At 72.1% G+C, this 22515-nt stretch carries 25 protein-coding genes; 12 read left to right on the forward strand and 13 right to left on the reverse strand.

Annotated features, from left to right (window positions below; all coding sequences use genetic code 11):
* Position 1: 1 nt before the first annotated feature.
* Both TU31_RS10060 and TU31_RS10065 read right to left on the reverse strand, forming a co-directional pair.
* Positions 2–841 carry a RibD family protein gene (locus TU31_RS10060; protein ID WP_107070670.1) on the reverse strand — a complete coding sequence of 280 codons (840 nt, stop codon included), beginning with the start codon at positions 839–841 and terminating at the stop codon, positions 2–4.
* Entirely contained in the window at positions 834–1589 is a 756-nt protein-coding gene (locus tag TU31_RS10065; RefSeq protein WP_042152392.1) for a creatininase family protein, read from the reverse strand. Before TU31_RS10065 ends, TU31_RS10060 begins: the two co-directional genes overlap by 8 nt.
* Before the next feature lie 140 nt (positions 1590–1729).
* Here TU31_RS10065 and ribA point away from each other — a divergent pair, with 140 nt between their 5' ends.
* A complete protein-coding gene (ribA, locus tag TU31_RS10070; protein ID WP_042153685.1) occupies positions 1730–2407 on the forward strand; it encodes a GTP cyclohydrolase II in 678 nt (225 codons plus the stop codon).
* A 101-nt stretch (positions 2408–2508) separates the two neighbouring features.
* Here the strand turns inward: ribA and TU31_RS10075 are convergent, their stop codons facing one another.
* The gene (locus TU31_RS10075) at positions 2509–3258 is read right to left on the reverse strand and encodes a CbtA family protein (RefSeq protein WP_042152395.1); all 750 of its coding nucleotides are present in this window, start codon (positions 3256–3258) and stop codon (positions 2509–2511) included.
* 15 nt (positions 3259–3273) lie between these two features.
* Positions 3274–3492: a CbtB domain-containing protein gene (locus tag TU31_RS10080; protein ID WP_042152397.1), complete on the reverse strand. Its 219-nt coding sequence runs from the start codon at positions 3490–3492 to the stop codon at positions 3274–3276.
* Positions 3493–3803: 311 nt separating this feature from the next.
* On the opposite strand from TU31_RS10080, the gene TU31_RS10085 reads away from it, so the two are divergent.
* Positions 3804–4376 (forward strand): histidine phosphatase family protein, encoded by a 573-nt coding sequence (locus TU31_RS10085; protein WP_042152400.1) that lies wholly within the window; start codon positions 3804–3806, stop codon positions 4374–4376.
* Positions 4377–4512: 136 nt separating this feature from the next.
* Entirely contained in the window at positions 4513–4953 is a 441-nt protein-coding gene (locus TU31_RS10090) for an SPW repeat protein (protein ID WP_042152404.1), read from the forward strand.
* Positions 4954–5067: 114 nt separating this feature from the next.
* On the opposite strand, the gene TU31_RS38515 is transcribed toward TU31_RS10090, so the two are convergent.
* The gene (locus TU31_RS38515) at positions 5068–5442 is read right to left on the reverse strand and encodes a hypothetical protein (RefSeq protein ID WP_158894334.1); all 375 of its coding nucleotides are present in this window, start codon (positions 5440–5442) and stop codon (positions 5068–5070) included.
* A 285-nt stretch (positions 5443–5727) separates the two neighbouring features.
* Here TU31_RS38515 and TU31_RS10095 point away from each other — a divergent pair, with 285 nt between their 5' ends.
* Together TU31_RS10095 and TU31_RS10100 are read left to right on the forward strand one after the other, a co-directional pair.
* Complete coding sequence (locus tag TU31_RS10095) at positions 5728–7554, forward strand: alkyl/aryl-sulfatase (RefSeq protein WP_042152407.1); 1827 nt, start codon at positions 5728–5730, stop codon at positions 7552–7554.
* A gap of 98 nt (positions 7555–7652) precedes the next feature.
* On the forward strand, positions 7653–9686 hold the full coding sequence (locus TU31_RS10100) for an ATP-binding protein (RefSeq protein WP_042152410.1): 2034 nt from the start codon (positions 7653–7655) through the stop codon (positions 9684–9686).
* A gap of 17 nt (positions 9687–9703) precedes the next feature.
* On the opposite strand, the gene TU31_RS10105 is transcribed toward TU31_RS10100, so the two are convergent.
* The 5 genes from TU31_RS10105 to TU31_RS10125 all read right to left on the reverse strand — a co-directional run bounded on the left by TU31_RS10105 (position 9704) and on the right by TU31_RS10125 (position 13547).
* Positions 9704–10744 (reverse strand): serine hydrolase domain-containing protein, encoded by a 1041-nt coding sequence (locus TU31_RS10105; RefSeq protein WP_042152414.1) that lies wholly within the window; start codon positions 10742–10744, stop codon positions 9704–9706.
* The gene (locus TU31_RS10110; RefSeq protein ID WP_042152416.1) at positions 10741–11664 is read right to left on the reverse strand and encodes a DUF6895 family protein; all 924 of its coding nucleotides are present in this window, start codon (positions 11662–11664) and stop codon (positions 10741–10743) included. The genes TU31_RS10105 and TU31_RS10110 overlap by 4 nt, the downstream gene beginning before the upstream one ends.
* The gene (locus TU31_RS10115; protein ID WP_042152420.1) at positions 11661–12647 is read right to left on the reverse strand and encodes a DUF6895 family protein; all 987 of its coding nucleotides are present in this window, start codon (positions 12645–12647) and stop codon (positions 11661–11663) included. Before TU31_RS10115 ends, TU31_RS10110 begins: the two co-directional genes overlap by 4 nt.
* On the reverse strand, positions 12644–13243 hold the full coding sequence (locus TU31_RS10120) for a hypothetical protein (protein WP_245698482.1): 600 nt from the start codon (positions 13241–13243) through the stop codon (positions 12644–12646). Before TU31_RS10120 ends, TU31_RS10115 begins: the two co-directional genes overlap by 4 nt.
* A 118-nt stretch (positions 13244–13361) precedes the next feature.
* The gene (locus TU31_RS10125) at positions 13362–13547 is read right to left on the reverse strand and encodes a hypothetical protein (RefSeq protein ID WP_042152426.1); all 186 of its coding nucleotides are present in this window, start codon (positions 13545–13547) and stop codon (positions 13362–13364) included.
* 541 nt (positions 13548–14088) lie between these two features.
* Here TU31_RS10125 and TU31_RS10130 point away from each other — a divergent pair.
* Together TU31_RS10130 and TU31_RS10135 are read left to right on the forward strand one after the other, a co-directional pair.
* Positions 14089–14736: a hypothetical protein gene (locus TU31_RS10130; protein ID WP_078885676.1), complete on the forward strand. Its 648-nt coding sequence runs from the start codon at positions 14089–14091 to the stop codon at positions 14734–14736.
* Positions 14737–14745: 9 nt separating this feature from the next.
* The gene (locus tag TU31_RS10135) at positions 14746–15153 is read left to right on the forward strand and encodes a TOBE domain-containing protein (RefSeq protein WP_042152428.1); all 408 of its coding nucleotides are present in this window, start codon (positions 14746–14748) and stop codon (positions 15151–15153) included.
* A 46-nt stretch (positions 15154–15199) separates the two neighbouring features.
* Here TU31_RS10135 and TU31_RS35845 read toward each other — a convergent pair whose 3' ends face one another.
* Positions 15200–15958 (reverse strand): PucR family transcriptional regulator, encoded by a 759-nt coding sequence (locus TU31_RS35845; RefSeq protein WP_052718875.1) that lies wholly within the window; start codon positions 15956–15958, stop codon positions 15200–15202.
* A 109-nt stretch (positions 15959–16067) separates the two neighbouring features.
* Between TU31_RS35845 and TU31_RS38520 the strand changes: the two genes are divergently transcribed.
* Positions 16068–16214, forward strand: a complete 147-nt coding sequence (locus TU31_RS38520; RefSeq protein WP_158894337.1) for a hypothetical protein — start codon at positions 16068–16070, stop codon at positions 16212–16214.
* Between the two features lie 36 nt (positions 16215–16250).
* Here the strand turns inward: TU31_RS38520 and TU31_RS10145 are convergent, their stop codons facing one another.
* Positions 16251–16670: a TOBE domain-containing protein gene (locus TU31_RS10145; protein ID WP_042152431.1), complete on the reverse strand. Its 420-nt coding sequence runs from the start codon at positions 16668–16670 to the stop codon at positions 16251–16253.
* Positions 16671–16955: 285 nt separating this feature from the next.
* Between TU31_RS10145 and TU31_RS10150 the strand changes: the two genes are divergently transcribed.
* The 3 genes from TU31_RS10150 to TU31_RS10160 all read left to right on the forward strand — a co-directional run bounded on the left by TU31_RS10150 (position 16956) and on the right by TU31_RS10160 (position 20359).
* On the forward strand, positions 16956–17351 hold the full coding sequence (locus TU31_RS10150; RefSeq protein WP_042152434.1) for a TOBE domain-containing protein: 396 nt from the start codon (positions 16956–16958) through the stop codon (positions 17349–17351).
* A gap of 148 nt (positions 17352–17499) precedes the next feature.
* On the forward strand, positions 17500–18303 hold the full coding sequence (gene modA, locus TU31_RS10155; RefSeq protein ID WP_042152435.1) for a molybdate ABC transporter substrate-binding protein: 804 nt from the start codon (positions 17500–17502) through the stop codon (positions 18301–18303).
* 91 nt (positions 18304–18394) lie between these two features.
* Positions 18395–20359, forward strand: coding sequence for an ABC transporter permease (locus TU31_RS10160; RefSeq protein WP_042152438.1), 1965 nt, complete (start codon positions 18395–18397; stop codon positions 20357–20359).
* 16 nt (positions 20360–20375) lie between these two features.
* Here the strand turns inward: TU31_RS10160 and TU31_RS10165 are convergent, their stop codons facing one another.
* Complete coding sequence (locus TU31_RS10165; protein ID WP_042152439.1) at positions 20376–20822, reverse strand: nitroreductase family deazaflavin-dependent oxidoreductase; 447 nt, start codon at positions 20820–20822, stop codon at positions 20376–20378.
* A 200-nt stretch (positions 20823–21022) separates the two neighbouring features.
* Between TU31_RS10165 and TU31_RS10170 the strand changes: the two genes are divergently transcribed.
* On the forward strand, positions 21023–22492 hold the full coding sequence (locus TU31_RS10170; protein WP_042152441.1) for an APC family permease: 1470 nt from the start codon (positions 21023–21025) through the stop codon (positions 22490–22492).
* Positions 22493–22515 lie beyond the last annotated feature (23 nt).

Here is a 22515-nt window from a genome sequence, read left to right on the forward strand (position 1 = left end):
GCTAGTCGACCGGCCCGCCCGAAGGCTCACCGGCCGACCGCAGGGCGAACTCGAAGAGCGTGTCCTCGCCGAGCAGCGCGCGCCGCAGCGGCGGGCGCAGCGCCTCCCGCATCACCGGCGTCCCGGGAAAACGGAGGCCGGGGATACCGTCGCCGAGCAGGACCGGGGCCACGGTGACATAGAGCCGGTGCAGCGCCCGTTCGTGCAGGAACCGCGACACGGTGACCCCGCCGCCCTCGATCAGCACCCGGCCCAGCCCGCGCCGCGCCAGCGCCGCGAGCAGCCGCTCCGGGGCGAACGCGGCCGCATCCGGCAGCACCAGGACGTCGACTCCGGCGCCCGGGTCCGCGGGGGCGGCATCCGGCCCCACCACCCACAGCGTCGGCGCGGCGCCGTCCGTGAACACCCCGCTGCTCCGCGGCACCCGGCCCCGCGGATCGAGCACCACCCGTACCGGGTTGTCGCCCGCACAGGCGCGTACGGTCAGCCGCGGATCGTCCGCCACGGCGGTGCCGGCCCCGACGAGCACCGCATCGGACAGGGCGCGCAGCCGGTGCAGATGGCAGCGGTCCTCCGGGCCCGTGACGAAGTCGGCATCGCCGGTACGGGTCGCGATGAAGCCGTCCAGGCTCTGCCCGAGCTGGGCGAACGAGACCTCTGGCCCGGCCAGGCAGAGCGGCAGATAGCGGCCGGCGAGCTCCGCCGCCTCGGGAGTGGCGGGCCTTCCCCAGCGCAGTCCGCCGTCTCCGTCCGGCACCATCCCGGCGGCCCTCGCCTCGTCCGTCGTGCGGATACGCCGCAGCAGGTCCCAGGCGGCCGACGCGTCGAGCAGCTCAGGCATCGGCTGCCGCCCGGTCGGCGAACAGCGCGACATATTCACCGAATGCCTCGGTGAGCCCGGCCAGCAATTCCCGCCCCTTCCGGGCGGATGCCAGCGACGGCCGCCCGATGACACCGGATTCGGTATAGGCCGACATGCCGAGCGTCAGCAGCTGCTTCCGGTCATCAGCGACGCAATCCGCCGATTCATAGCCTTCCTTGACCAATTCGGGATGGGCATGCAGCAGAATGGACGTCTCGACCTCTCCCGCATGCATATCGGTGTGCGACGGTGTCTCCACCCCCGCCCGGGTGCGCGCCGCGTCCCAGTCGGCCGAGCCGGGGAACAGTGCCATCCGCACCCCGCGCCCGGCGGATTCCTGAACGACATTGCGCAGGACGTAATTTCCGCCGTGCCCGTTGATGAGAATCAGGGTGCCGATACCGGACCGGTGGAGCGAATCGGCGATGTCCGTGACGACCGCGTGCAGGGTGCGGGCGGAAATGCTCACGGTCCCCGGCCAGTCGGCGTGCTCGTGCGAACAGGACACCGTCAGCGGCGGCAGCACCTGGACCGGCCGGCCGGCGGCCACCTCCCGGGCGATGGTGCAGGCGATGACGGTGTCGGTGGTCAACGGCAGGAAGGCGCCGTGCTGTTCGAAGCTGCCGATGGGCAGCACGGCCAGCGTCGGCCGCCGGGCCCGTACGTCCTCCGTGGTGTCCGCCGGCAGCGGTCCGGTAGCCGAAGTCGGGTGTCCCGAAGCGCTCATGGGATGCTGCGGCCTTTCGTCGCCGACTCGCGGAGTCGTGGTTGTCCCGGCATCGTTTGTCACGGCGTCGCAGCATACTTGTTGTCATGGTGAGTGAGTTCTGCCGATCATTTACCCGCGCGGGTACGATCGCCGCCATGATGGACCCCGAGGACTCCGCCGGCCCCGACCTCCGTGTCGCAATCGATGATGCCTTCGGCCAAAGGCCGGGCGTGGAACAGGTGGTGACGGTCAGGCTGCCCACGACCTACGGTGAATTTCTCGCCGTGGGCTATCTGGACCGCCGGAGCGGTATCGAGCAAGTGGCCCTGGTCCACGGCGATGTCGTGGGGGAGTCGGTGCTGACCCGGGTGCATTCGGAATGCCTGACCGGTGATGCCTTCGCGTCCACCCACTGTGAATGCGGCGACCAATTGTCCGAGGCGCTGCGCGCGATCGTGGCGGAAGGCCGCGGCATTCTGGTCTATCTCCAGGGCCATGAGGGCCGCGGTATCGGGCTGCTGGGAAAGCTCCGCGCGATGAAGCTCCAGGAGGGCGGGCTGGACACCGTCGAGGCGAATATCGCGCTCGGGCTGCCGGTCGATGCCCGTGACTACGGCGCCGCGGCGGAGATTCTCCAGGACCTCGGCGTCCGGTCCGTGCGGCTGCTGTCGAACAATCCGCGCAAGCGCGAGGCCCTGCTGCGGCACGGTATCCCCGTCGACGAGCAGGTCCCGCTGCTGATGCAGCCCCGTGCGGAGAACATCCGCTACCTCCGCGCCAAACGGGAGCGCCTCGACCACGATCTGCCGCATCTGGACAGCGTCCCCGGTCTGTAGGCCTGCGCGGCCGGACGGCGCCCACCCTGCCCACTACGCGTCGAGGGAGGGCTCGCGACGCGAAGTCGCGGACCCTCCCTCGGTGGTTGCGGCCGGCCGGCTCAGGAGACGGCGGCTGCCGCCTCGGCCGCGGGGGCCTCCTGACGGGCCGGTACGACGCGCTCCGCGAGGTGGCCGAAGAGCAGCCCGAAGGCGGTCCACAGCACCAGTTGGATGGCGAGCGCCGACAGCCGGAACTGCCAGAGCAGCGTCCCGGGGAAGCCCTCGGGCACATTGTCGTAGGCCGGCAGGAACGCATAGGCGAGGCCGATGGCGACCACGAACGCGGCGCCGGCCGCCACCGTGGCGTTCCAGTTGCCCAGCTTCGGAGCCAGCCGCCGGCCGAGGAGCGTGGCGGCGACGGCCAGCAGGATGCCGAGCAGCATCATCAGGAAGAACAGGGCGGTGCGGGTGCCGATCGTGTCGGGGTCACCGACGGCGGGCGGGTTGGCCGGGTACTTCAGGAACGGTACGAGGTACACGGCCACCAGCGCGGAGCCGGAGAGCAGCGCCGCCGTGGTGCGGGCACCGAACCGGCCGATCCGCCCCAGAGCGAAGCAGAAGACCAGTGCGGCGATCCCGCCGAGTGCCACCCCGTAGACCAGTACGCCGGTCGCCAGCCCCGCCGTGGACTGCACACCGCGGCTGACGACCTCCATCCCGTGTTCGTGGCTGTGCGCATCCTCGAACGCGATGGCGGCGTCCACCTTCGGTTCGCCCAGCAGGTAGGCGACGACGAGGGCCAGGACACCGGCGGCCAGACCGGCGAGCATCCCGCGCACCAGAAGGGTTCTGATGGTGACGGAGTTCATGGGTGCGGGGTCCGATCAGTGGCAGGGGAAGCCGAGAAGGTGGCGCCCGTCGTGGACCCACTCGTGGACCTCCGTGCCCGAGAGCAGCGAAGTGGCGCCCTGCTCGGCGCCGATGAAGTACAGCAGAACCAGCATCAGGACGCCGAAGAACAGCGCCCACGGAGCGATGGCCTTGAGGGGGATCGGAGCCGGGGTGACGGCGCCGGTGGCCGGGGGTGCGATGGTCTGAGCCATGGCCAGGACCTCCTGTGCGGGGGAACTCGCGTCCCTGTTCGTTGGAGTGCGTAACGACATGCCGGGTCTGGCTCGCCCGGTCCCGGCCCTGGGGGGCTGGTAAATAACCGGACATACAGTGGCGCGACCGCGCCGGGATCCCACCGGCTTCCGTCATGTCGTCGTCAATATCATCGGGAAGGTACCGCGAACCGACCCCCCGGCCAAGGCCACGGAGGGGGCGGAGAGGCGCAGGACGGGGCGCGCCGTCCGGGCAACTCCCTTGAGCGGGCGAGGGGTTACCGCCCCTGCGCGGAGTGAGAGAAGAGGACATGACAACTCGGGTGATGTTGGTCTCACCGGCCGCCGGCGAGGCGCAGCGCGAGGCGCGTTTCGATGACGACGGCCCGCTGAGCGAGGCCGGGCTGCGCCGTGTCCGGGCCGCCGCCGGAGCACTGCCGCCCGCCGACCGGACCTTTGCCTCACCCTCCGTCCGGTGCCGCCGCACGGCCGAGGAGCTCGGGCTTTCGGTGCTGCCCTCGGGGGAGCTGGCGGGCTGCGGGATGGGCGGCTGGCGTGGGCGGACCCTGGCCGAGGTGGCCGACGCCGAGCCGGTCGCGGTGGCGGCCTGGCTCTCGGACCCGGACTTCACCGGGCACGGCGGGGAGTCGCTGCGGCAGCTGTGCGACCGGATCGCGGGCTGGCTGGCGCGGATGGCCCTGGACGCGGGCCGGGTGCTGGCCGTCGTCGAGCCGGATGTCGTGCGTGCCGCGGCGGTGTGCGCCCTGCGGGCCGCCCCGGACGCGTTCTGGCGGCTGGATGTGCCGCCGCTGACCGTGACCGAGCTGAGTGGTCGCGGTGGGCGCTGGAATCTGGGGCTGGGGCGGGAGCTGGGCCGCAGGTGACGGCGCCACGACGGGAGAGCTTTAAAATTCACCTGGTCCGCCATCTACACATAAAGGCGACATAAGCGCAGAATAAAGATGCGTGGTTCGATGCCACGTGGAACGGCCAGGCTTGCGAACGAAGGAGGCGAGTCGCATGGCCGACGTCTCACACCACAGGGGAGATCTCGCAGGTCACCCCGACGCTTCTGAGATGCAGGCACGGTATGAGCGAGTGCTCGGCGGGCGGGATGTCGTACTCGTCGACGGCCCGGTGCTCCTGGTCGGCCTGTACTGCGCCGTCTCGCCGTGGATTCTCCACTTCTCCGGCGCGCAGTCGGCACTGATGGTGCACAACCTCATTCTCGGTGTCGCGATCGCCCTGATGGCGGTCGGGTTCACCGTGGCCCCTGACCGGATGTACGGGCTCAGCGGCGCGATGTGCGCGATCGGCGTGTGGATGATCATCTCGCCGTGGATCGTCGGCAGCTCCCCGGACGCCGGCGTGATCTGGAACAACATCGTCATCGGTGCCCTGACCTTCCTGCTCGGTGCCATGTGTGTCGCCGCGGCGTCGAAGAGCCGCCGCGCCACCTGACCGCGCCCCCACGGGGGCGTGAAAAAGCCGCCGGCCGCTTGCCTCACATGGGGGCAAGTGCCCGGCGGCTCACTTATCGGGGCGCGGCATACGGCGTGGCCGGTCCGGCGCCCCCTAGCGGTGCCGGTCGCGGCCGTACGCGGAGAGCTGTCCCAGCAGCCCGGCCAGCACCAGCCCGGTGGCGAGGAGCAGGCCGTGGGCCAGCACGACACCGGCGGCCAGTATGCCCGCCGCGGCGGCCGGCGCCAGCCAGGCGAAGCGGTGGTGCGGACGGGGTCGGGCCGGCCCGCGTAAGGCCGGGCGGGGGCGGCGGGCGGCGCCGTGCCGGAACGGCTCGGTGAGCTCGCCGAAGGCGCGGTCGTGATGCGGGGACAGGGGCGTCCCTCCTCTCCCGGTCGTACGGACGGCCGAGCCGTGGAGGCAGGGCGAAGGGCAGGGGCATCGCTCCGGTGAGCGCGCGACGTCAGGGCTGTCTGACCAAGGCGTCAACGGCGCAGTGCCGCCTGCGTTGTTGTGCCCTCTCGCGCCCTGCCCGTAACGCCGTTGGGCGGAGCGGACGGTGACGGCGCGCGGACCGCGGACGAACGGGCGGCGGAGTGTGAAGTCCGGCCGCTTCGGTGCCGTCGGGGCCGCGCCGGCTGTGAGGTGTCAGTGGGGTACCCGCGGGGCGGTCCCGGCGGATGCCCGCACGCATGCGACAACCCGGCACATTGGGTTAAATCAGTGACATGGGTCTTCCGACTGTGGCCCGCCGCCCCGGAGAGGTAGCGCCCCGTGACCGCTGTACCCGTGGATGACCACGAAGACTTCGCCGACGCCGACCGTGGCTTCATCGCCGCGCTCGATCCGCCGCAGGTCACCGCGGACGACGGCCGGGTGATCTGGGACGCCGAGGCCTATGCCTTCCTGGCCGGAAACTGCCCCGACACCGCGCACGAGGGCCTGTGGCGGCAGGGCCGGCTGGTGAGCCGGCAGGGCCTGTACGAGGTCACCGACGGTATCTACCAGGCGCGTGGTCTGGACCTCTCCCATATGACGCTGGTCGAAGGTGACCACGGCGTCATCGTCATCGACCCGCTGCTCTCCACCGAGACCGCCGCCGCGGCCCTGGAGCTCTACCGCAAATACCGCGGCGACCGGCCCGTCACCGGCCTGATCTACACCCACTCGCACCGCGCGCACTTCGGCGGCGGCCGCGGTGTGCTGCCGCCCGGCCATCACCCCGTGCCGGTGCTCGCACCGGCCGGCTTCCTGGAGCACGCGGTCAGCGAGGGCGTCTACGCCCGCACCGCGATGACCCGGCGCGACGTCTACATGTACGGCTCGGAGCTCCCCAAGGGGCCGGACGGCCAGATCGGCTGCGGCCTGGGCGCCGCCCGCTCCACCGGCACCACCACCCTCATTCCGCCGACCGTCGACATCACCCGCACCGGCCAGGAGGAGATCGTCGACGGCATCCGCCTCGTCTTCCAGCTCACCCCGGGCACCGAGGCACCCGCGGAGATGAACTTCTGCTTCCCGGTGCACAAAGCCCTCTGCCTGGCCGAGAACGTCACCCACACCATGCACAGCCTCCTGACCCTGCGCGGCGGTGCCGTCCGCGACGCCCGGGCCTGGTCCCACCACCTGGGCGAGGCGCTCGCCCTCTTCGGCGACGAGACCGAGGTCGCCTTCGCCTCCCACCACTGGCCGACCTGGGGCAAGGACCGCGTCAAGACCCTGCTGGCCGACCAGCGTGATCTGTACGCCTATCTGCACGACCAGACGGTCCGGCTGCTCAACGAGGGGCTCTCCGGCGCCGAGATCGCCGAGGAGCTGCGGCTGCCGCCGGGCCTGGAGCAGGTCTGGGCCCACCACGGCTACTACGGCTCGCTCAGCGACAACGTCAAAGCGGTCTACCAGCGTTACCTGGGCTGGTTCGACGGCAACCCCGCCCATCTGTGGGAGCATCCGCCGGCCGAACAGGCCCGGCGCTACGTGGACACCATGGGCGGCGTCGAGGCGACGGTGGACGCGGGCAAGCGCTACGCCGCCGACGGCGATCTGCGGTTCGCCGCCACCCTCCTCAACCATGCCGTCTTCGCCGCCCCGAAGAACCTCCGCGCCCGCCGCGAACTGGCCCTCGTCTACGAACGGCTGGGCTACGGCTGCGAGAACGGCACCTGGCGCAACTTCTACCTCACCGGCGCCATGGAACTGCGCGGCAGCCTCGCCGAGGCCGCACCGGACACCGTCCACCCCGACCTCGCGGTGGCCCTGCCCGTAGACCACCTCATCGACTCGCTCGCCATCCGTATCGACGGCCCCCGTGCCTGGTCCAGCGCCCTCGCCCTCGACCTCTACCTCCCCGACGAGGACCGCACCTGGCAGCTGACGCTCTCCCACGGGGCCCTCACCTACGTCAGTACACCCGGTGTCCCCACCCCGTCCGAGGAACGCACCCCGGACCTCACCCTCACCCTCACCAAACCCCAGCTGCTCGGCCTGCTCACCGGAAAGGGACCGGGAGAGGCCGCGCAAAACGGTGAGACGGGGGCACTGCACCAGTTCCTGGGCCTGCTCAGCACGCCGCATCCCACCTTTCCCGTCGTCACGCCCTGACGGAGAAGCCGCCGTCCGGCCGGCCGCCGTCAACCTCGCGCCCCGGCCCGCTGCCACCACCGGACCGCAGGACGCCGCGGCTGGGGCAAACTGGGCCGGTGGCGAGCAACATTCCCGAGGAGTCGACCAGCTTCGTCGGCCGGCAGGCCGAACTGCGGCGGATCGATGACGAGTTGACGGAGCACCGGCTGATCACGCTGACCGGGGCCGGTGGTGTGGGCAAGACCCGGATCGCGATGCGGGCCGCCCGTGCGGCGGCGGCCCGGTTTCCCGACGGCGTCTGCTGGGCCGATCTGTGGCCCTTGCAGGGGGACGGGCTGCTGGTGGCCAGCGTCTGCGATGCCGTCGGGCTGGCCGACCACACGGCGCGGACCCCGGTGGCCGCGCTGTGCGAATGGCTCGCCGACAAGCGGCTGCTGCTGGTGCTGGACTCCTGCGAACACCTCGTCGACGCCTGCCGCGACCTCCTCGGGGATCTGCTGACCGCGGCCCCCGCCGTGACCGTGCTGGTCACCAGCAGACAGCCGCTGGACATCGTCGGCGAGTGGACCACCGAGATCGGCCCGCTGCCGTGCACCGGCGACAACGACGCGCTGGCCCTGTTCACCCAACGGGCCGGCACCGCGGCCCCCGGACTGCGGCTCACCACCCCGCTGCATGCCCAGGCCGCCGCCGTCATCTGCCGCCGCCTCGAAGGCATCCCGCTGGCCCTGGAGCTGGCCGGTGCCCAGCTGGCGCACAGCTCCGTCGAGAGCATCGCCGAGCGGCTCACCTCCCGCTTCGACACCCTCGACCCCGCCGACGGCCCGGTACGGCTGCCGCGGCACCGGACCCTGCGCTGCGCCATCGGCTGGAGCCATGAGCTGTGCGCACCGCTGGAACGGCTGCTGTGGGCCCGGCTGTCCGTCTTCCGCGGGACCTTCGACGAGGAGTCCGCCAGCGCCGTGTGCGCCGGGGGACCGCTCACCGGACCAGAAGTACGCAGCACCCTGGCCGCCCTGGCCGCCAAGTCGGTGCTCACCCGCGAGGGCACCCGCTTCCGCATGCTCGACACCCTGCGCGAGTACGGCCGGATGTGGCTGGCCGAACTGGACGAGGTGACCGCCCTCGCCGACCGGCACGCCGCGCACTTCGCCGACTTCGGCCGCCGCGCCGAACTGGGCTGGCTGGGCCCCGAACAGGTCAGCTGGTACCGCCGGGTCGCCGACGCCCATGTCGACCTGTGCACCGCACTGGACCACCTCCTGGTCACCGACCCGGAACGCGCCCAGCAGCTCAGCGCCTCGATCGGCCTCTTCTGGAGCTGCTGCGGCCATCTGCACGAGGCCCGCGAATACGTGGCCCGGTCCCTCGCCGCCCAGCCGGAGCCGAGCCCGGCCCGCACCCGGGCGCTGTGGGCGCTCGGCGTCGCCGTACTGCTCCAGGGCGATCTGGCGCTGGCCGACGCCCTGGGCCTGGAGTGCGCCCGCGCGGCGCGGGCGTTCGACGACGCGGAGGCGGTACTGGCGGCCGGCTACCTCATCGGCCTCACCCATCTGATCGCCGGCCGCCCGATGTCCGCGCACACCGTCGCGGAACAGGTGCTGGGCCCGCCGCCCTACGACCCGTTCGACTCTCCCGGGCGGTTGCGCTGCCAGCTCGTACAGATCTTCGCGCTCACCGGACTGGGTGAGCTGTCCCGGGCCCGTGCCGAGGCGACCGCACTGCGCCGCGGCTGTGTGGAGCGCGGCGAATACTGGACCCGCTCCTACACCGACTACCAGCTCTCGCTGATCTCGCTGCTCCAGGGCCGCCCCGAGGAATCGGCGGAGCACGCCCGCGCGATGCTCTCGGCCAAGCAGGGCATCGGTGACAAATTCGGGATCGCGCTCGGTCTGGATCTGCTCGCGGCCGCGGTCGCCGCCCAGGGCGACGGTGCCGCGGCCGCCCGCGTCTACGGAAGCGGCCAGGCCATCTGGCGCACCGTCGGGCATCCGCAGCGCGGCACCCCGGAACTGCGCGCGGTACGCGAGGAGTGCGAGCAGCGGGCCCGCGCGGCGATCGGCGACGCGGCGTACGCGGAGCTCTTCCACCGGGCCAGCGAGGAACGCCCCGGGACCTCGCTCGCCCGGATTCTGGCGGGCGACCTCTGACCGGTGGCGTTCCCCGTTCAGGGCGCGGGGTCGGCGGCCAGCGCGTACAGCAGCTCGTAGGCGGTGCTGATCATGTGGCAGGTGCGGCCGCGGCGGGTGGCCAGCGCGACCAGGCCGGTCTGCGTCGCCGGGTGGTAGCCGAGGAACGCCTGCTGGCCGAAGGTCGCCCCGACATGGAAGAGCAGCGGGCCGCGGGCGGCCGGATGCTGGTACCACGTCAGGGTATGGGTGTCGCGCTTGCGCAGGCCGCGGCGCAGCAGCGGCACCTGCACGTCGCGCAGCGGCCCGGCCAGCGGTGTGTCCTCGGGGGAGAGGTGCGCTTCGAGGTAGCTGAGCAGATCGCCGGGGGTGGCACGGACCGAGCCGGCGGCGATGAAGGCCCCCATGTCGGCGCTGCGCACCGGCGTCACCCCGTTCGTCCGGTGGCCGATGGCGTCGGTTCCGGTGGTGCCGGGGCCCAGGGCCGTGTCCTTGAGGTCGAGCGGTTTCAGCACCCGGTCGGTGAGCAGGGTGGCGTAGCCGGCGCCCGCGGCACGGGACATGGCCGGGCCGAGCAGTGCCAGCCCGAAGTTGGAGTAACGCCAGCGGGTGCCCGGCCGGTGCCGCGGCCGGGTCCGGGCGAAGGTGCGCAGCAGCCGCTCCGTGTCGTAGCGGGCATAGCCGTTGGCGTACGGGTGCACCAGCGCCCCGGCGATCAGATCGGCGGGGATCCGGGGCAGTCCCGAGGTGTGGGTGGCCAGATGCCGCAGGGTGATCCGGCGGGAGTTCGGATGCGGCAGCGGCAGCTCCGGCAGATGCGCGGCGAGCGGATCGTCCAGGGACAGCACACCGGACCGGGCCAGATCGGCCAGCAGCAGCACGGTGAAGGTCTTGGACAGCGACCCCAGCTCGTAGCGCAGGGCATGCCGGGGGGTGGGCGGTGCCATGGCCGAACCGCCGGTCATCACGGTCCGCCGGCCGCGCCGGGTCACGGCCACCACGATGTCCGGGGCGTCGATCAGGGAGACCGCGTCCGCGAGACGGTCGGCGAGCCCGGCTCCGGGGCGCTCGGGGCTCATCCGACGGCGGACAGGGCCCGGGACGTGGCCATCGCGGAGGCGAACGCGGCGACCAGGGTGGGGTGGTGGACCAGGTCGAAGACCCGCGCCGCGTCGCCCTGCGGCATCCGGCGCTGGATGGGCATCGCGCCGGTGGCGGACTGCGCGGCGGCGTAGCGCTCCCACAGCTCCGCGTCCAGGGTCGGCCGCGGCAGACAGGCGTCGACGACCAGGAGTTCGCCGAGCAGATCCCAGTGTTCGAGGTCCGCCCAGTCCTCCATCCAGGCGGGCAGATACCGCATCAGATAGTCGGCGATGGCCGGCGGGATCTGCTCGGGGGCCTCGCCCCAGTTGGTGAGGTGGAAGACGGTGTGGGTGAGGTCGTAGGCGATGTGCAGCTGCACCGTCCACGGCTCCGGCAGCTGTCCCAGCCAGGTGCGCGCCACCGCCTGGTCGAAGTCGCTGCTGGGCGGCAGGCCGAGCTTGCGTTCCGCGTTGAGCACGCCGAGCCGCCGGTTGGGCATCATCTCCAGCGCCGTCCAGGTGCTGGTGCGCCGGCACACCTCCAGCGCGGACTCCAGCCCCGGATGACGGTGGCCCAGTTCGTGGAAGGTGGCGTAGACCTCCAGGGGCACCGGGGAGAGCGGCTCGTCGTGCTGGAGCCGGGCCAGTACGTTGCCGCCGTCCAGCAGCTCCCGCCAGGTGAAGTCCAGCAGCTTCCCGGCCCGCTCCTTCTGCCGTGAACCGGCCACGCCCTCGCGGAACAGCACGTGCATATTGAGTGCCAGCTCCCCGATGGGCTTGAGCCGCTCGACGACCGCACCGTTGTTGGCGAAGTCCTCAGGGGTCAGCCGGAAGTGCTCACGGTGGTCGTCGAGCCAGGTCAGGGCCCGGTCGCCGACGCGGTGCAGCAGGGCGGGGGATGCGGCCGTCACGGTCACGGGGCAGTCTCGCTTTCGCAGGGGGTCCGCCCGCCCGCCGTCGCCGCGTTCCCGGCCGGGGGACCGGCCTCGGCCTCGTCGGAGGCGATACGCGCGAGGGTGGCGGCGAACGCGGTCACCAGGGTGGAGTGGTAGCAGGCCGTGAACGCCTCGGCCCGGTCGCCCGTGGACGGTGCGGCACCCAGCTCGGGCACACTGCCGTCGGCCGCCTGTGCGCCGGCCAGCCGCTGCCAGGCCTCCGCATCGTAGGGAGCCGCGGGCAGACAGGCCGTCACGGCCAGCAACTCACCGACCAGGTCCCACAGTTGCTCCTCCAGCCAGTTCTCCATCCAGGAGGGGACCCACAGCCGCAGGTAGTCGGCGAGTTCGGGGGCCAGCCGCTGCCGGTTGCGCCCCCAGTCGGTGAGGTGGAAGACGTCATGGGTGATGCCGTACGCCGCCTTGCGGTCCAGCGCCCAGGGCTCCGGGAGCCGGCCGAGGCCGGTCAGGGCGAGCACGGCGCCGAAGTCGGCGTGCTGGCGCAGCCCGATCCGCCGCTCCGCGTTGAGCACACCGAGCGTGCGGGTGTGGTCCTCGCGGGCCACCCGCCAGCCGCGCAGCCGCGTCGTGGTCCGCGTCAGCGCATCGGCCTCGGCATGGCGCAGCCCGGCCTGGGCGAAGACGCCGTAGAGCTCCACCGGATAGGTGGCGAACGGCTCACCGCGGATCAGCTCGGCGAACAGCTCACCGTCGCGGGTCTCGTTCCAGGCGAACGCGAAGAGACCGCGGGCCGTCTGCCGGATGTCGTCCCGCGGGTGCAGTACTCCGATCAGCTGAGTGAGTTCGGCCAGCTCACCCAGGGGTTTGAGGGTCAGATTGGGATCGGCGTCCGTGGTCACGTTCGAGGGCAGGCGGAAGAACGGGCGTGCCTCGTCCAGCCACCCCAGGCTGTCGCGGACCATCCGGTCCAACAGCCCGGGGTCGCCGCCCCGGTCCCCGGTCACCAACCCCGTCCGTAGAAACGCTGGGCGGCCGCGACATGCAGCGCCACCCGGGGGTCACCGCCACCCATCTGGCGGACGAACGCCAGCCCGCTGTCGAGCCCCAGGCTCTGTGGCGCCTCGGGCAGCCGTGCCAGCCAGCGGCCCAGGCCGGCCGCCTGAAGCCAGTCCCGGCGGCGGACCGCCCGGACGAAGCCGCGGGCCAGATCGTCGGTGCGGGTGGCCAGCTGCTCGGTGAGACCGGGCGCCAGCCCGGGCAGTGCGAGCGCGGCCACTTGGGACACCCGGTGCGAAAGCTTGGGCCAAGGATCGTGGTCGACCCAGCCGGCGGCGGCCTCGGGCGGCGACGGCCAGTGCTGTGCGCCTCCGGGGAGAAACGCGTGCGAGGCCTCGACCAGGCCCCGGTAGCTCCACACCGAGACCTCCGAGGCATCCGCTCCCGGCGGATAGGCCGCCAGCGCCTGCCGGACCACCGCTTCGTCGTCCGCGCCGATGGGCGCGCCGAGCTGGTCCATTGCGTACGGCGCGAGCGCGTCGGCGCCGAGCACCCGGATGGCGGCCGGAGTCAGCGCATCGCTCTGCCGAAGAATGCCGGACAACGCATAAGGGTCGCCCTCACCCCGCAGGGCGAGGGCGACCCCGGTTGCGGCATCGGCAATCACAGCGCTCAGCGGGACTGCTCCCTGCGTCTGTTCAGCCAACGCTTTCCCCTCAGCCTTAGCGAATGTCAGTCTTGGGCCGGGGGGTGGGGGGCGAGATCAGGAGCAGCGCGGCCAGCAGCAGCGCACCTCCACACTCGCGGGTATCGCGGAAAACACCGTCGGCCTCGGCGGGTTCAAGCAGTCCCTCGACCTCGGCGGCCAGGGCGGCCGTCTCGACCGGCGCTGTGCGATCCGTAACCATGCGATCAACTCCTTCGACGAATGGGATACCAGATTCACATCGACATAATTCGGGCGCAAGGGGAGAAATGGTGCAAATCGTAATCTTTCGGGTTGGTGTGATGGGTGTTCAGCGAGCCGCGCGCGCACCAACTCCCTTGATCCGCACAGCAGATAGCGACTCATCGGGCTCGGCAGCCGGGGGTATGGCGCGCTTGCGCCAAGAGTGAGGAAGACCCGCTGATGGCGGATCGGACTGCTCTGTTCGGATGTCCGCACGCGACACGGACGGCCCCCCGAGGGCGGCGCCGGGGCGGGCCCCCGGGCGACGGAATCGGGCCCGTCGCTCTCCGACTGCCGGACGGCGGCCGCCTCCCCCTCGCACCCCCCTGCGTCTGATGCAGGCCGCCTTCCTCCGCACGGGTGACCCGGCCCCGTCCTGCGAGGGATGTCCCGGGCCACGGGCGGCAGCGACCGTGGGAGAGCACAGGCACTGACCGCTCCCGGATCGGAGCAAGCACACGCACTCCGCGCCGACCCGCGCGAGGACGAGGAGATTCCCCATGCCCGCTCGCACCATCCTCACCACGCTGCACGGCCGGACGGTGCCGGGCGTGCCCCGCTGGGCAGAGCGGACCGCCTACGCCATCACCCTGCTCGCACTGCCCTCCTGCGTCTGGCGCATCGCGGCAATCAACCTCAACGCACCGCTGCTGGACCACGACGCGACGGCCCCGGCCGGCCCGGAGCCGTTCGACGGCGAGTGGTGGTACCTCATCGGGCTCAGCGTGTTCAGCGAGGCACTGGCGTTCCTGGCGGTCGGGCTGGTCGCCCGGTGGGGCGAGGTGTGGCCGCGCTGGGTCCCCGTCCTGCACGGGCGCCCCGTGCCGGTCCTGGCAGCCGCCCTCCCCGCCGGCCTCGGCTCGGTGGCGTTGCTGGTCTTCCCCTACGCCATGGTCATGTCCGCCCTCGGCCTGAAGATCACCGGCGAACCCGAAGGGATGGCCGCCCACGGCTGGCAGGTCGTCGCCTTCTGGATCGCCTACTTGCCGCTCACCGCCTGGGGCCCGCTGCTCGGCATCCTGACGGTGCACTATTACCGGCGCCGCCGCTCCGCCCCCAGCGGCCAGGTGGATGTCGCGACAAGGACGCCCCTGCGTCCGGTCAACCGTCGCGCGGGCACTGAGGGGTCGTCCCGGCCGCTGCCCTAGAGTGCGGGGGTGCCCACGTACAGCATTGGTCAGGCAGCGGGGCTGCTGGGTGTGAGTTCGGAGACGGTCCGGCGCTGGGCCGATGGCGGTCAGCTGCGGATGGAACGGGACGGTGTCGGAAACCGGGTGCTCGACGGGGTGAGCCTGGCGGCGTTCGCCAAGGAGCGAGCCGCGGGCCTGCACGCGGTGCCCGGCGAGGTGCTGACCTCCGTGCGGAACGCGTTCGCGGGGATCGTCACCCGGGTGACCCTCGACGATGTGATCGCCCAGGTCGAGATCCAGTCCGGACCGCACCGGGTGGTGTCCGTGGTCAGCCGGGAGGCGGTCGAGGATCTGGGGATCGAGGTCGGGGCGACGGCCACCGCCCGGGTGAAGTCCACCCATGTGCATATCGACCTGACGGACAACCGGCGCTGAGCCGTCCATCCGTGCGCCGACGGGCGCCCGGCCCACCGCGCGGCGCTCAGCGGCAGAGCAGCGCCGCTTGTAGATCGAGTTTGTGCTCCAGCCGGGACAGGTCGCGGCCGGTGAGCACCTCGATGCGCTGGATGCGGTAGTGCACCGAGTTCACATGCAGCTGGAGCGCCGCGGCCGTCCGCGCCCAGGACCCGTGATGCGCGAGGAAGACCTCCAGCGTCTCCAGCAGCATCCGGTGCGAGCCGTCGCGCGCCAGCGGCCCCAGCACCCGGCTCCTGAAGGCCGTACGGACCTCCTCCGGAACTCCGGCGAGCAGGGCACCCAGGGTGCTGAGTTCCTCGACAGCGGTCACCCGGGCCTTCTCCGGGGCCTGCGCGCGCGCCGCCGCCAGCGCGTAACGTGCTTGTCCCAACGCGGAGTTGAGGCGCTCCGGGCTGCGCACCGGGCCGCTGACCCCGGCGTGCAGCGGTATCTGCGGCCGGCGGGCATACAGCGCCGGCCACAGCTCGGCGAGCGACAGCCGCGGCTCGGTGTCGGGCTCCGCCGGGACGATGGCGACTGCCTCACCGTTCGGGAGCCGCCCGGTCGCACCCGGCTCACCGGGGGAGTGCCGTAGCGCCTCCGCCAGCGCATTCGCCGCCCGGTCGCTCTCCTCGTCGACCGTCGTGGCCACCACGACCCGGTACGGACCGGAGACGGGCAGCCTCCAGGCGCGCAGCGCGGCATCGAGCGCCGCGCCATCGGCCGGGTGTGCCGCGGCGAGCGCCCCGAACGAGTCGAGCTGGAGGAGGTCGTGGACGTGCATGTGCGGGCTCCTTGGGCGGCTGCCGGGCGCGGTCCCGGCACCTCACATTCACCAGGGGAAAGCGAGTTCCCACATGGTAAATGCCAGACGATCAAGGTCATAGTCCTGCTTGGGTGACCACCCGGAGCCGGGGTGGGGGACGAGGTGTTTCCGGCAGGCCGCGCCGGGCCCCGCCTTCGACGCCCGGCGGCGCGAGGACCGCTCCCGCTGTCCGGTGCCCGAGCTGTCCTCCGGTGAGCTGGTGGACAGCTCCTGATCCCCCGTCACCGCAGGGCGTCCATAGGTGCCGGGCTCAGGAGGCGGCGAGTGCGATCTCGGTCGACTTGATCAGTGCGATGACCTCGGAGCCGGCGGCCAGGCCGAGGTCCTCGGCCGCGTCCCTGGTGATGGCCGCGGTCAGCTCGCCGCCCGCGACGGCCACCTTGACGCCCGCCATCGCGCCGCCGGTGGCCACCTCGGTGACGGTGCCGGGGATCTGGTTGCGGATGCTGAGGCCCTCGACCGCGCCGGTGGCGAGCGCGACCTCGGTGGACTTGATCAGCGTGCGCACCGCGGAACCCGCCTCGATGCCCAGCTCCCGCACCGCCTCCCGGGTGATGGCGGCGGTGATCTCCTGGCCGCCGGCCAGCCGGACCCTGACGGCCGCCATGACCTCGCCGGGGGTGACGGAGGCGACGGTGCCGGGAATCTGGTTACGGATGCTCAGGCTCATGGCCATGCCTCACCGGGGAGTGGGAATGTGAACGTAGTGGGGGAGACGCGGGCGTAACTCCCGCTCTGGTCCGCACTGTAGTCACGGTTCGCGTGGCCGCCGGGATGCCTTGCGGCGCCGGACGGGTGTCCGTGGGCGTCGGCCGGAACGGAGCAAGTGAGCCCCCAACGGGGGGCCGGGCCCGGCTGCCGGTCCTCGTTCTTTCCTCTAAGGTGACTGGTATTTGCTACAGAGCTGCGCCCTATTGGTTGCAGATGCGAGCCAATGTTGCCTACCTTGGCGCACATGCAGTCCTATACGATCGGCCAGGCGGCGCGGCTGCTGGGCGTCAGCCCCGACACCGCGCGCCGCTGGGCGGACGCCGGCAAGGTCGCGACCCATCGCGACGACGGCGGCCGCCGTCTCATCGACGGCCGTGATCTGGCCGCCTTCTCCATCGAGGTGGCGCAGAACGGCACGGGTGAGGACGACGCCTCGTACACCTCCGCGCGCAATGCCTTCCCGGGCATCGTCACCGCCGTCACCCTCGGCGATGTCGCCGCCCAGGTCGAGATCCAGGCCGGTCCGCACCGGCTGGTCTCCCTGCTGACCCGGGAAGCGGTGGAGGAACTGGGCCTGGAGGTCGGCATGCAGGCCACCGCCCGCGTGAAGTCCACCAGCGTGCACATCGACCGCACCTGACACACCGCGGTAGCACCACAGCCGATCCGCGACCACCGTCCCCCACCGGCCGGCTGCCTCATCTCAGCGGCGTCGCCCGTCCACGGCGCGGCTTTTCCCATCCGCTAGGACGACCCCCGTCGTCCTGGGTCCCAAGGAGTCCCGCCTCATGTCCCAGCTCTTCACCGCGCGCCGCGCCACCGCCGGGCTCGTCACCGCCGCCCTGCTCTTTCCCCTCACCGCCTGCGGTGGCCACGACGACGGCACGAAGGACAAGGACGCCGAGAAGTCCGGCAGCGCCGTCCCCAAGGCGGAGCTCACCGTGCTCGCCGCGTCCTCGCTGACCGATGTCTTCAAGAAGGCCGGTGCGGTGTACGAGAAGGAACACGCCGGCACCAAGGTGAACTTCTCGTTCGCCGGGTCCCAGGAGCTGGCCGCCCAGGTCCGGGAGGGGGCCCCCGCCGACGCCGTGGTCACCGCCGACACCAAGACCATGGACGGGATCAAGGTGGACGTCGGCAAGCCCACCGTCATCGCCAGGAACCGCCTGGTCATTGTCACCGGTGAGGGCAACCCCAAGAAGATCGGAAACCTCAGGGACCTCGCCAACAGCAAGCTGAAGGTCGTACTCGCCGCCTCCCAGGTGCCGGTCGGCCGCTACAGCCAGCAGGTCCTGGACGCGCAGAAGCTGCACATCAAGCCGGTCTCCCAGGAGCCCAATGTGCGGGCGGTGCTCAGCAAGGTCGAGCTCGGTGAGGCCGACGCCGGGCTCGTCTACAAGACGGACGCCGCCACCGCACCGAAGAAGGTCGATGCCGTCGGCATCCCCGACGCGCAGAACGCTGTCGCCGCCTACCCGGCCGCGACCCTGAAGGCGTCCCAGCACGCCGCTGCCGCCGCCGCGTTCGTGAAGTGGCTGAGCACGCCCGAGGCGCAGCAGATCCTTCAGCGGGCGGGTTTCCAGAAGCCGTAATCCGGCCGGGCGCGCACGGGACTGTCCAGCTCGGGGGAGCGGACAGCCCCGGGCGCGCGCCACCGCACCCGCCCCGAGCCGAGGAACCCCGATGAGACGCACCCTCACCCCGCCTCCGGCAGGCAGGTTTCGCGCGCCCGGTGCCCGCACCCCGGTCGTGCTGGCCGTGCCCGCGCTGGTCGCCGTCGCCTTTCTGCTGCTGCCGCTCCTCGGCATCCTTGCCCGCACCAACTGGAGCGACCTCGGCACCCACCTCACCAGTCCGGGTGTCCTCGAAGCGCTCCGGCTGTCGCTGCTGGTGTCCTTCTGGGCGCTCGGGCTCGCGCTGCTGCTGGGCGTTCCGCTGGCCTGGCTGCTGGCACGGGTCAGCTTCCGCGGCAAGGCGCTGGTCCGCTCGCTGGTGCTGCTGCCGATGGTGCTGCCGCCGACCGTCGGCGGTGTCGCGCTGCTTCTCGGCTTCGGCCGCCGTGGCCTGCTCGGTCCCTGGCTGGAGGACACCTTCGGCATCGTGCTGCCGTTCCACACCTCCGGCGCGGTGGTCGCGGCCACCTTCGTCGCGATGCCGTTCCTCGTCATCAGCCTGGAGGGCACGCTCGCCGGACTCCGCCCGAGTTACGAGGAGACCGCGGCCTCCCTGGGCGCCTCCCCCGTACGGGTCTTCTGCACCGTCACCCTCCCCATGGTCGCCCCCGGCCTCGTCGCCGGCGCCGCGCTGACCTGGGCCCGTGCGCTCGGCGAATTCGGCGCGACGATCACCTTCGCCGGGAATCTGCCCGGCACCACCCAGACCCTGCCGCTCCAGGTCTATCTGCTGCTCCAGGACTCCCCGGAAGCCGCCACCTCGGTCTCGTTGCTGCTGCTGGTCATCGCCATGGCCGTGCTGGTCTGTCTGCGCGGCCGCTGGACCGGCGCCACCGGCACCGACCGCGCGGCTCGCCGGGTACCCGCCGCCGACACCGGGGCCCCGCCCCCGCGCCCGGCCGCCGAGGAGCCCGGCCCACCGTCCGCGGCGCACCGGGAGCGCTGGCCGCTGCACGCCGAGGTCACCGGCTTCAACCGGCTGACCCTCGACGCCGACCCGGGGACCACCATCGCCGTCGTCGGCCCCAACGGCGCCGGCAAGACCACTCTGCTGCGCGCCCTGCTCGGCCTCACCCCGCGCGCCCGCGCCGCGCTCCGCCTCGGCGACACGGACGTCACCGCGCTGCCCCCGCACCGCCGCGGCGTCGCCTGGGTCCCCCAGGACGGTGCGCTCTTTCCGCATCTGAACGCCCTGCACAACACTGCTTACGGGCTGCGCGCGCACGGCACCCCGCGCGGTGAGGCCCGCCGCACGGCACAGCAGTGGCTCGACCGGCTCGGCGTCGGCCACCTCGCGCACCGCAAGCCCGCTCAGCTCTCCGGAGGTCAGGCCCAACGCGTCGCCCTGGCACGGGCGTTGGCCGCCCGACCCCGTCTGCTGCTGCTCGATGAGCCGCTCGCGGCGCTCGACCAGACCACCCGTGCCCGGGTCCGGCACACCCTGCGCAGCCATCTCGCGGAGTTCGGCGGAGTCTGTCTGATCGTCACCCATGACCCGGTCGAAGCGGTCTCCCTCGCCGACCGGGTCCTCGTCCTCGACGGCGGGCGAGCCCTCCAGGACGCCCCGCCCGCCGAGGTCACCCGGCACCCGCGCTCGCCCTGGGTCGCCCGGATGCTCGGCCGTAACGCCTGGCCGGGCACCGTCACCGGCGACGCCCTCGCCCTCACCGACGGCGGCCGGCTGGTCATCGCCGACCCGCTCCCCGACGGTGCCCGAGCGCTGGCGATCATCGCCCCCGAGGCCGTGTCCGTACACCTCGACCGGCCCACGGGCAGCCCCCGCAACGTCTGGCCGGGCACCGTCCGCGAACTCACCTCAGCGGGCAGCCGGCTGCGGGTCCTGATCACCTCGACCGAGGCGCCCGACCTGGTGGCCGAGATCACCCCCTCGGCGGCACTGGAACTCGGCCTGGCCGACGGTGTGTCCGTATGGGCCAGCGTCAAGGCCACCGAGGTCTCCCTGGTGACCCTCTGAGCATGCAGGCGGCAGGTCAGTGTGCCGTAGCCGCCGGTTCCAGCACGAAGACCGGGATCTGCCGCTCCGTCTTCTTCTGGTAGTCGTCGTAATCGGGGAAGGCCTCGACGGCCCGCCCCCACCACAGCGCCTTCTCCGCCCCGGTGACCTCACGGGCCGTCATGTCCTGGCGCACCGGGCCGTCCTGGAGCTCCACCCGCGGATCGGCCACGAGGTTGTGGTACCAGACGGGGGGCCGGGGCGCACCGCCCATGGAGGCCACCGCCGCATACGCCCCGTCATGCTCCACCCGCATCAGCGGGCTCTTGCGGATCTTGCCGCTTTTGGCGCCCCGGGTGGTCAGGATGACAACCGGCATCCCGCGCATCGTCGTGCCTTCCCGACCGCCGGAGGTCTCGTACTGCTCGACCTGATCGCGTACCCACTGCGCCGGGCTCGGCTCGTACTCACCCTGAAGAGGCATGCGGTCCGTCCCATCTCCGTAGACAACGTGACATCGCCGGTGTCCGGGGGGCGTCGGCGCCGCCCGGCACGGCCCTGACAATCCCTCAACAACCGGGGCGGGTGCAATATTCCGGGCTCCACCGTCGTGTCCGTGCGAGCCCCTGGTGTGCCTCCCGCGCGGTCTACCGTATGAGCCGCGCCACGCCTACGTTCTCGCGCATGAGCACCCCGCCGGCCACCGCCGACACCCCCGCGCCGGACACCGCACACACCCTCGGACGGAATGCCGTCGGCGCCGGTGACCTGGTGTTCTTCGTGGTGGCCGCGGCTGCCCCGCTGACCGTGACGGCCGGCGCGGCGCCGGTGGCGATCGGGATGGCCGGCCAGGCGGCACCGCTCGGCTATCTCCTCTCCGGGCTGCTGATGATCGTCTTCGCCGCGGGCTTCACCGCGATGAGCCGTCACGTCCGCAACGCCGGTGCGTTCTACGCCTGCATCGGGCGCGGACTCGGCCGGGTGACGGGGGCCGGCTCGGCGTATGTGGCCGTGCTCTCGTACAACGCCATCGAAGTCGGGCTGCTGGCGGTCTTCGGCTGGTTCACCGAGTCCGGCTTCCGGAACCTCACCGGTGTTCATGTGCCCTGGGGGGCCTGGGCGACGGCCGGGATCGTCGCGATCGGTGTCCTCGGGTGTCTCAAAGTAGCCCTCAGCGCCAAGGTGCTCGCCCTCGCGCTCGCCCTCGAAGTGCTGATCCTGCTGGTGTTCGAGACCGCGGTGTACGCGCACGGGGGCGGGCCGGAGGGCCCGCAGTTCGGCGCGCTCTCCCCGGCGCACCTCGGCACCGCGGGCGCCGGCGGTATGTTCGTGCTCTCGGTCGGCGCGTTCATCGGCTTCGAGGCCACCGCGGTCTACGCGGAGGAGGTGCGGCGGCCGGAGCGCTCGGTGCCGCGCGCGACCTACATCGCCGTCGGCTTTCTCGCGCTCTTCTACACCTTCACGGTCTGGACGGTGCTCAACGCCTATGGGGCGGACCGCGCGCAGACGGTCGCGCAGGGCCCCGCCGGCAACGGAATGGTCTTCGCCGCCACCGCACGGTTCGCCGGGGCCTGGGCCGCCGACGCCATGCACCTCCTCATCATCACCAGCGCCTTCGCCGCTACCCTGGCCTTTCACAACGGCGCCACCCGCTACTTCTACGCCCTCGGCCGGGAACGCCTGCTGCCGCACCGCCTCGGCACCGTCACCGCCCGGCACCGGTCCCCGGTCACCGCCGTCGCCCTCCAGTCGGGCATCGCCCTCGCCGTGGTGCTCGCCACGAGCATCTCCGGCCGGGACCCGTACGCCGTCACCTTCCTGTGGAGCAACGGCACCGGCATCGTCGGCATCATGCTGCTCCAGGCGCTCGCCGCCCTCGCCGTCCACCGCTTCTTCCGGCGCGACCGCCGGGGGCTGCCCGCCCGGCGGGTGGTGGCCGCACCGCTGACGGCCTGCGCCGGTCTGGCCGTCCTCCTCGTGCTGGTCTGCCGCAACTTCGGCCTGCTGACCGGGGCATCGACGGGTGTCAACCTCGCACTGCTCGCGCCACTGCCGCTCGCCTTCGCCCTCGGGGCCGCCGTGGCACTGCGCCTGCGCCACCGCGCACCGCGGACATACGCACGGCTGACGACGGTGGACGCGGAACGCGGCTGAGCCCCGGCCGTCGGTGGCGGCAC

It is taken from the genome of Streptomyces lydicamycinicus (genome assembly GCF_000829715.2).
In the GTDB taxonomy this organism is placed as follows: Bacteria; Actinomycetota; Actinomycetes; order Streptomycetales; family Streptomycetaceae; genus Streptomyces; species Streptomyces lydicamycinicus.

What these genes read in the sequence shown, in the direction of transcription:
- TU31_RS10060 (WP_107070670.1), bottom strand. Translation starts at nt 841, where the DNA reads ATGCCTGAGCTGCTCGACGCGTCGGCCGCCTGGGACCTGCTGCGGCGT.
- TU31_RS10065 (WP_042152392.1), bottom strand. Translation starts at nt 1,589, where the DNA reads ATGAGCGCTTCGGGACACCCGACTTCGGCTACCGGACCGCTGCCGGCG.
- ribA (WP_042153685.1), top strand. Translation starts at nt 1,730, where the DNA reads ATGGACCCCGAGGACTCCGCCGGCCCCGACCTCCGTGTCGCAATCGAT.
- TU31_RS10075 (WP_042152395.1), bottom strand. Translation starts at nt 3,258, where the DNA reads ATGAACTCCGTCACCATCAGAACCCTTCTGGTGCGCGGGATGCTCGCC.
- TU31_RS10080 (WP_042152397.1), bottom strand. Translation starts at nt 3,492, where the DNA reads ATGGCTCAGACCATCGCACCCCCGGCCACCGGCGCCGTCACCCCGGCT.
- TU31_RS10085 (WP_042152400.1), top strand. Translation starts at nt 3,804, where the DNA reads ATGACAACTCGGGTGATGTTGGTCTCACCGGCCGCCGGCGAGGCGCAG.
- TU31_RS10090 (WP_042152404.1), top strand. Translation starts at nt 4,513, where the DNA reads ATGGCCGACGTCTCACACCACAGGGGAGATCTCGCAGGTCACCCCGAC.
- TU31_RS10105 (WP_042152414.1), bottom strand. Translation starts at nt 10,744, where the DNA reads ATGAGCCCCGAGCGCCCCGGAGCCGGGCTCGCCGACCGTCTCGCGGAC.
- TU31_RS10125 (WP_042152426.1), bottom strand. Translation starts at nt 13,547, where the DNA reads ATGGTTACGGATCGCACAGCGCCGGTCGAGACGGCCGCCCTGGCCGCC.
- TU31_RS10130 (WP_078885676.1), top strand. Translation starts at nt 14,089, where the DNA reads ATGCCCGCTCGCACCATCCTCACCACGCTGCACGGCCGGACGGTGCCG.
- TU31_RS35845 (WP_052718875.1), bottom strand. Translation starts at nt 15,958, where the DNA reads ATGCACGTCCACGACCTCCTCCAGCTCGACTCGTTCGGGGCGCTCGCC.
- TU31_RS10145 (WP_042152431.1), bottom strand. Translation starts at nt 16,670, where the DNA reads ATGAGCCTGAGCATCCGTAACCAGATTCCCGGCACCGTCGCCTCCGTC.
- TU31_RS10150 (WP_042152434.1), top strand. Translation starts at nt 16,956, where the DNA reads ATGCAGTCCTATACGATCGGCCAGGCGGCGCGGCTGCTGGGCGTCAGC.
- modA (WP_042152435.1), top strand. Translation starts at nt 17,500, where the DNA reads ATGTCCCAGCTCTTCACCGCGCGCCGCGCCACCGCCGGGCTCGTCACC.
- TU31_RS10160 (WP_042152438.1), top strand. Translation starts at nt 18,395, where the DNA reads ATGAGACGCACCCTCACCCCGCCTCCGGCAGGCAGGTTTCGCGCGCCC.
- TU31_RS10165 (WP_042152439.1), bottom strand. Translation starts at nt 20,822, where the DNA reads ATGCCTCTTCAGGGTGAGTACGAGCCGAGCCCGGCGCAGTGGGTACGC.
- TU31_RS10170 (WP_042152441.1), top strand. Translation starts at nt 21,023, where the DNA reads ATGAGCACCCCGCCGGCCACCGCCGACACCCCCGCGCCGGACACCGCA.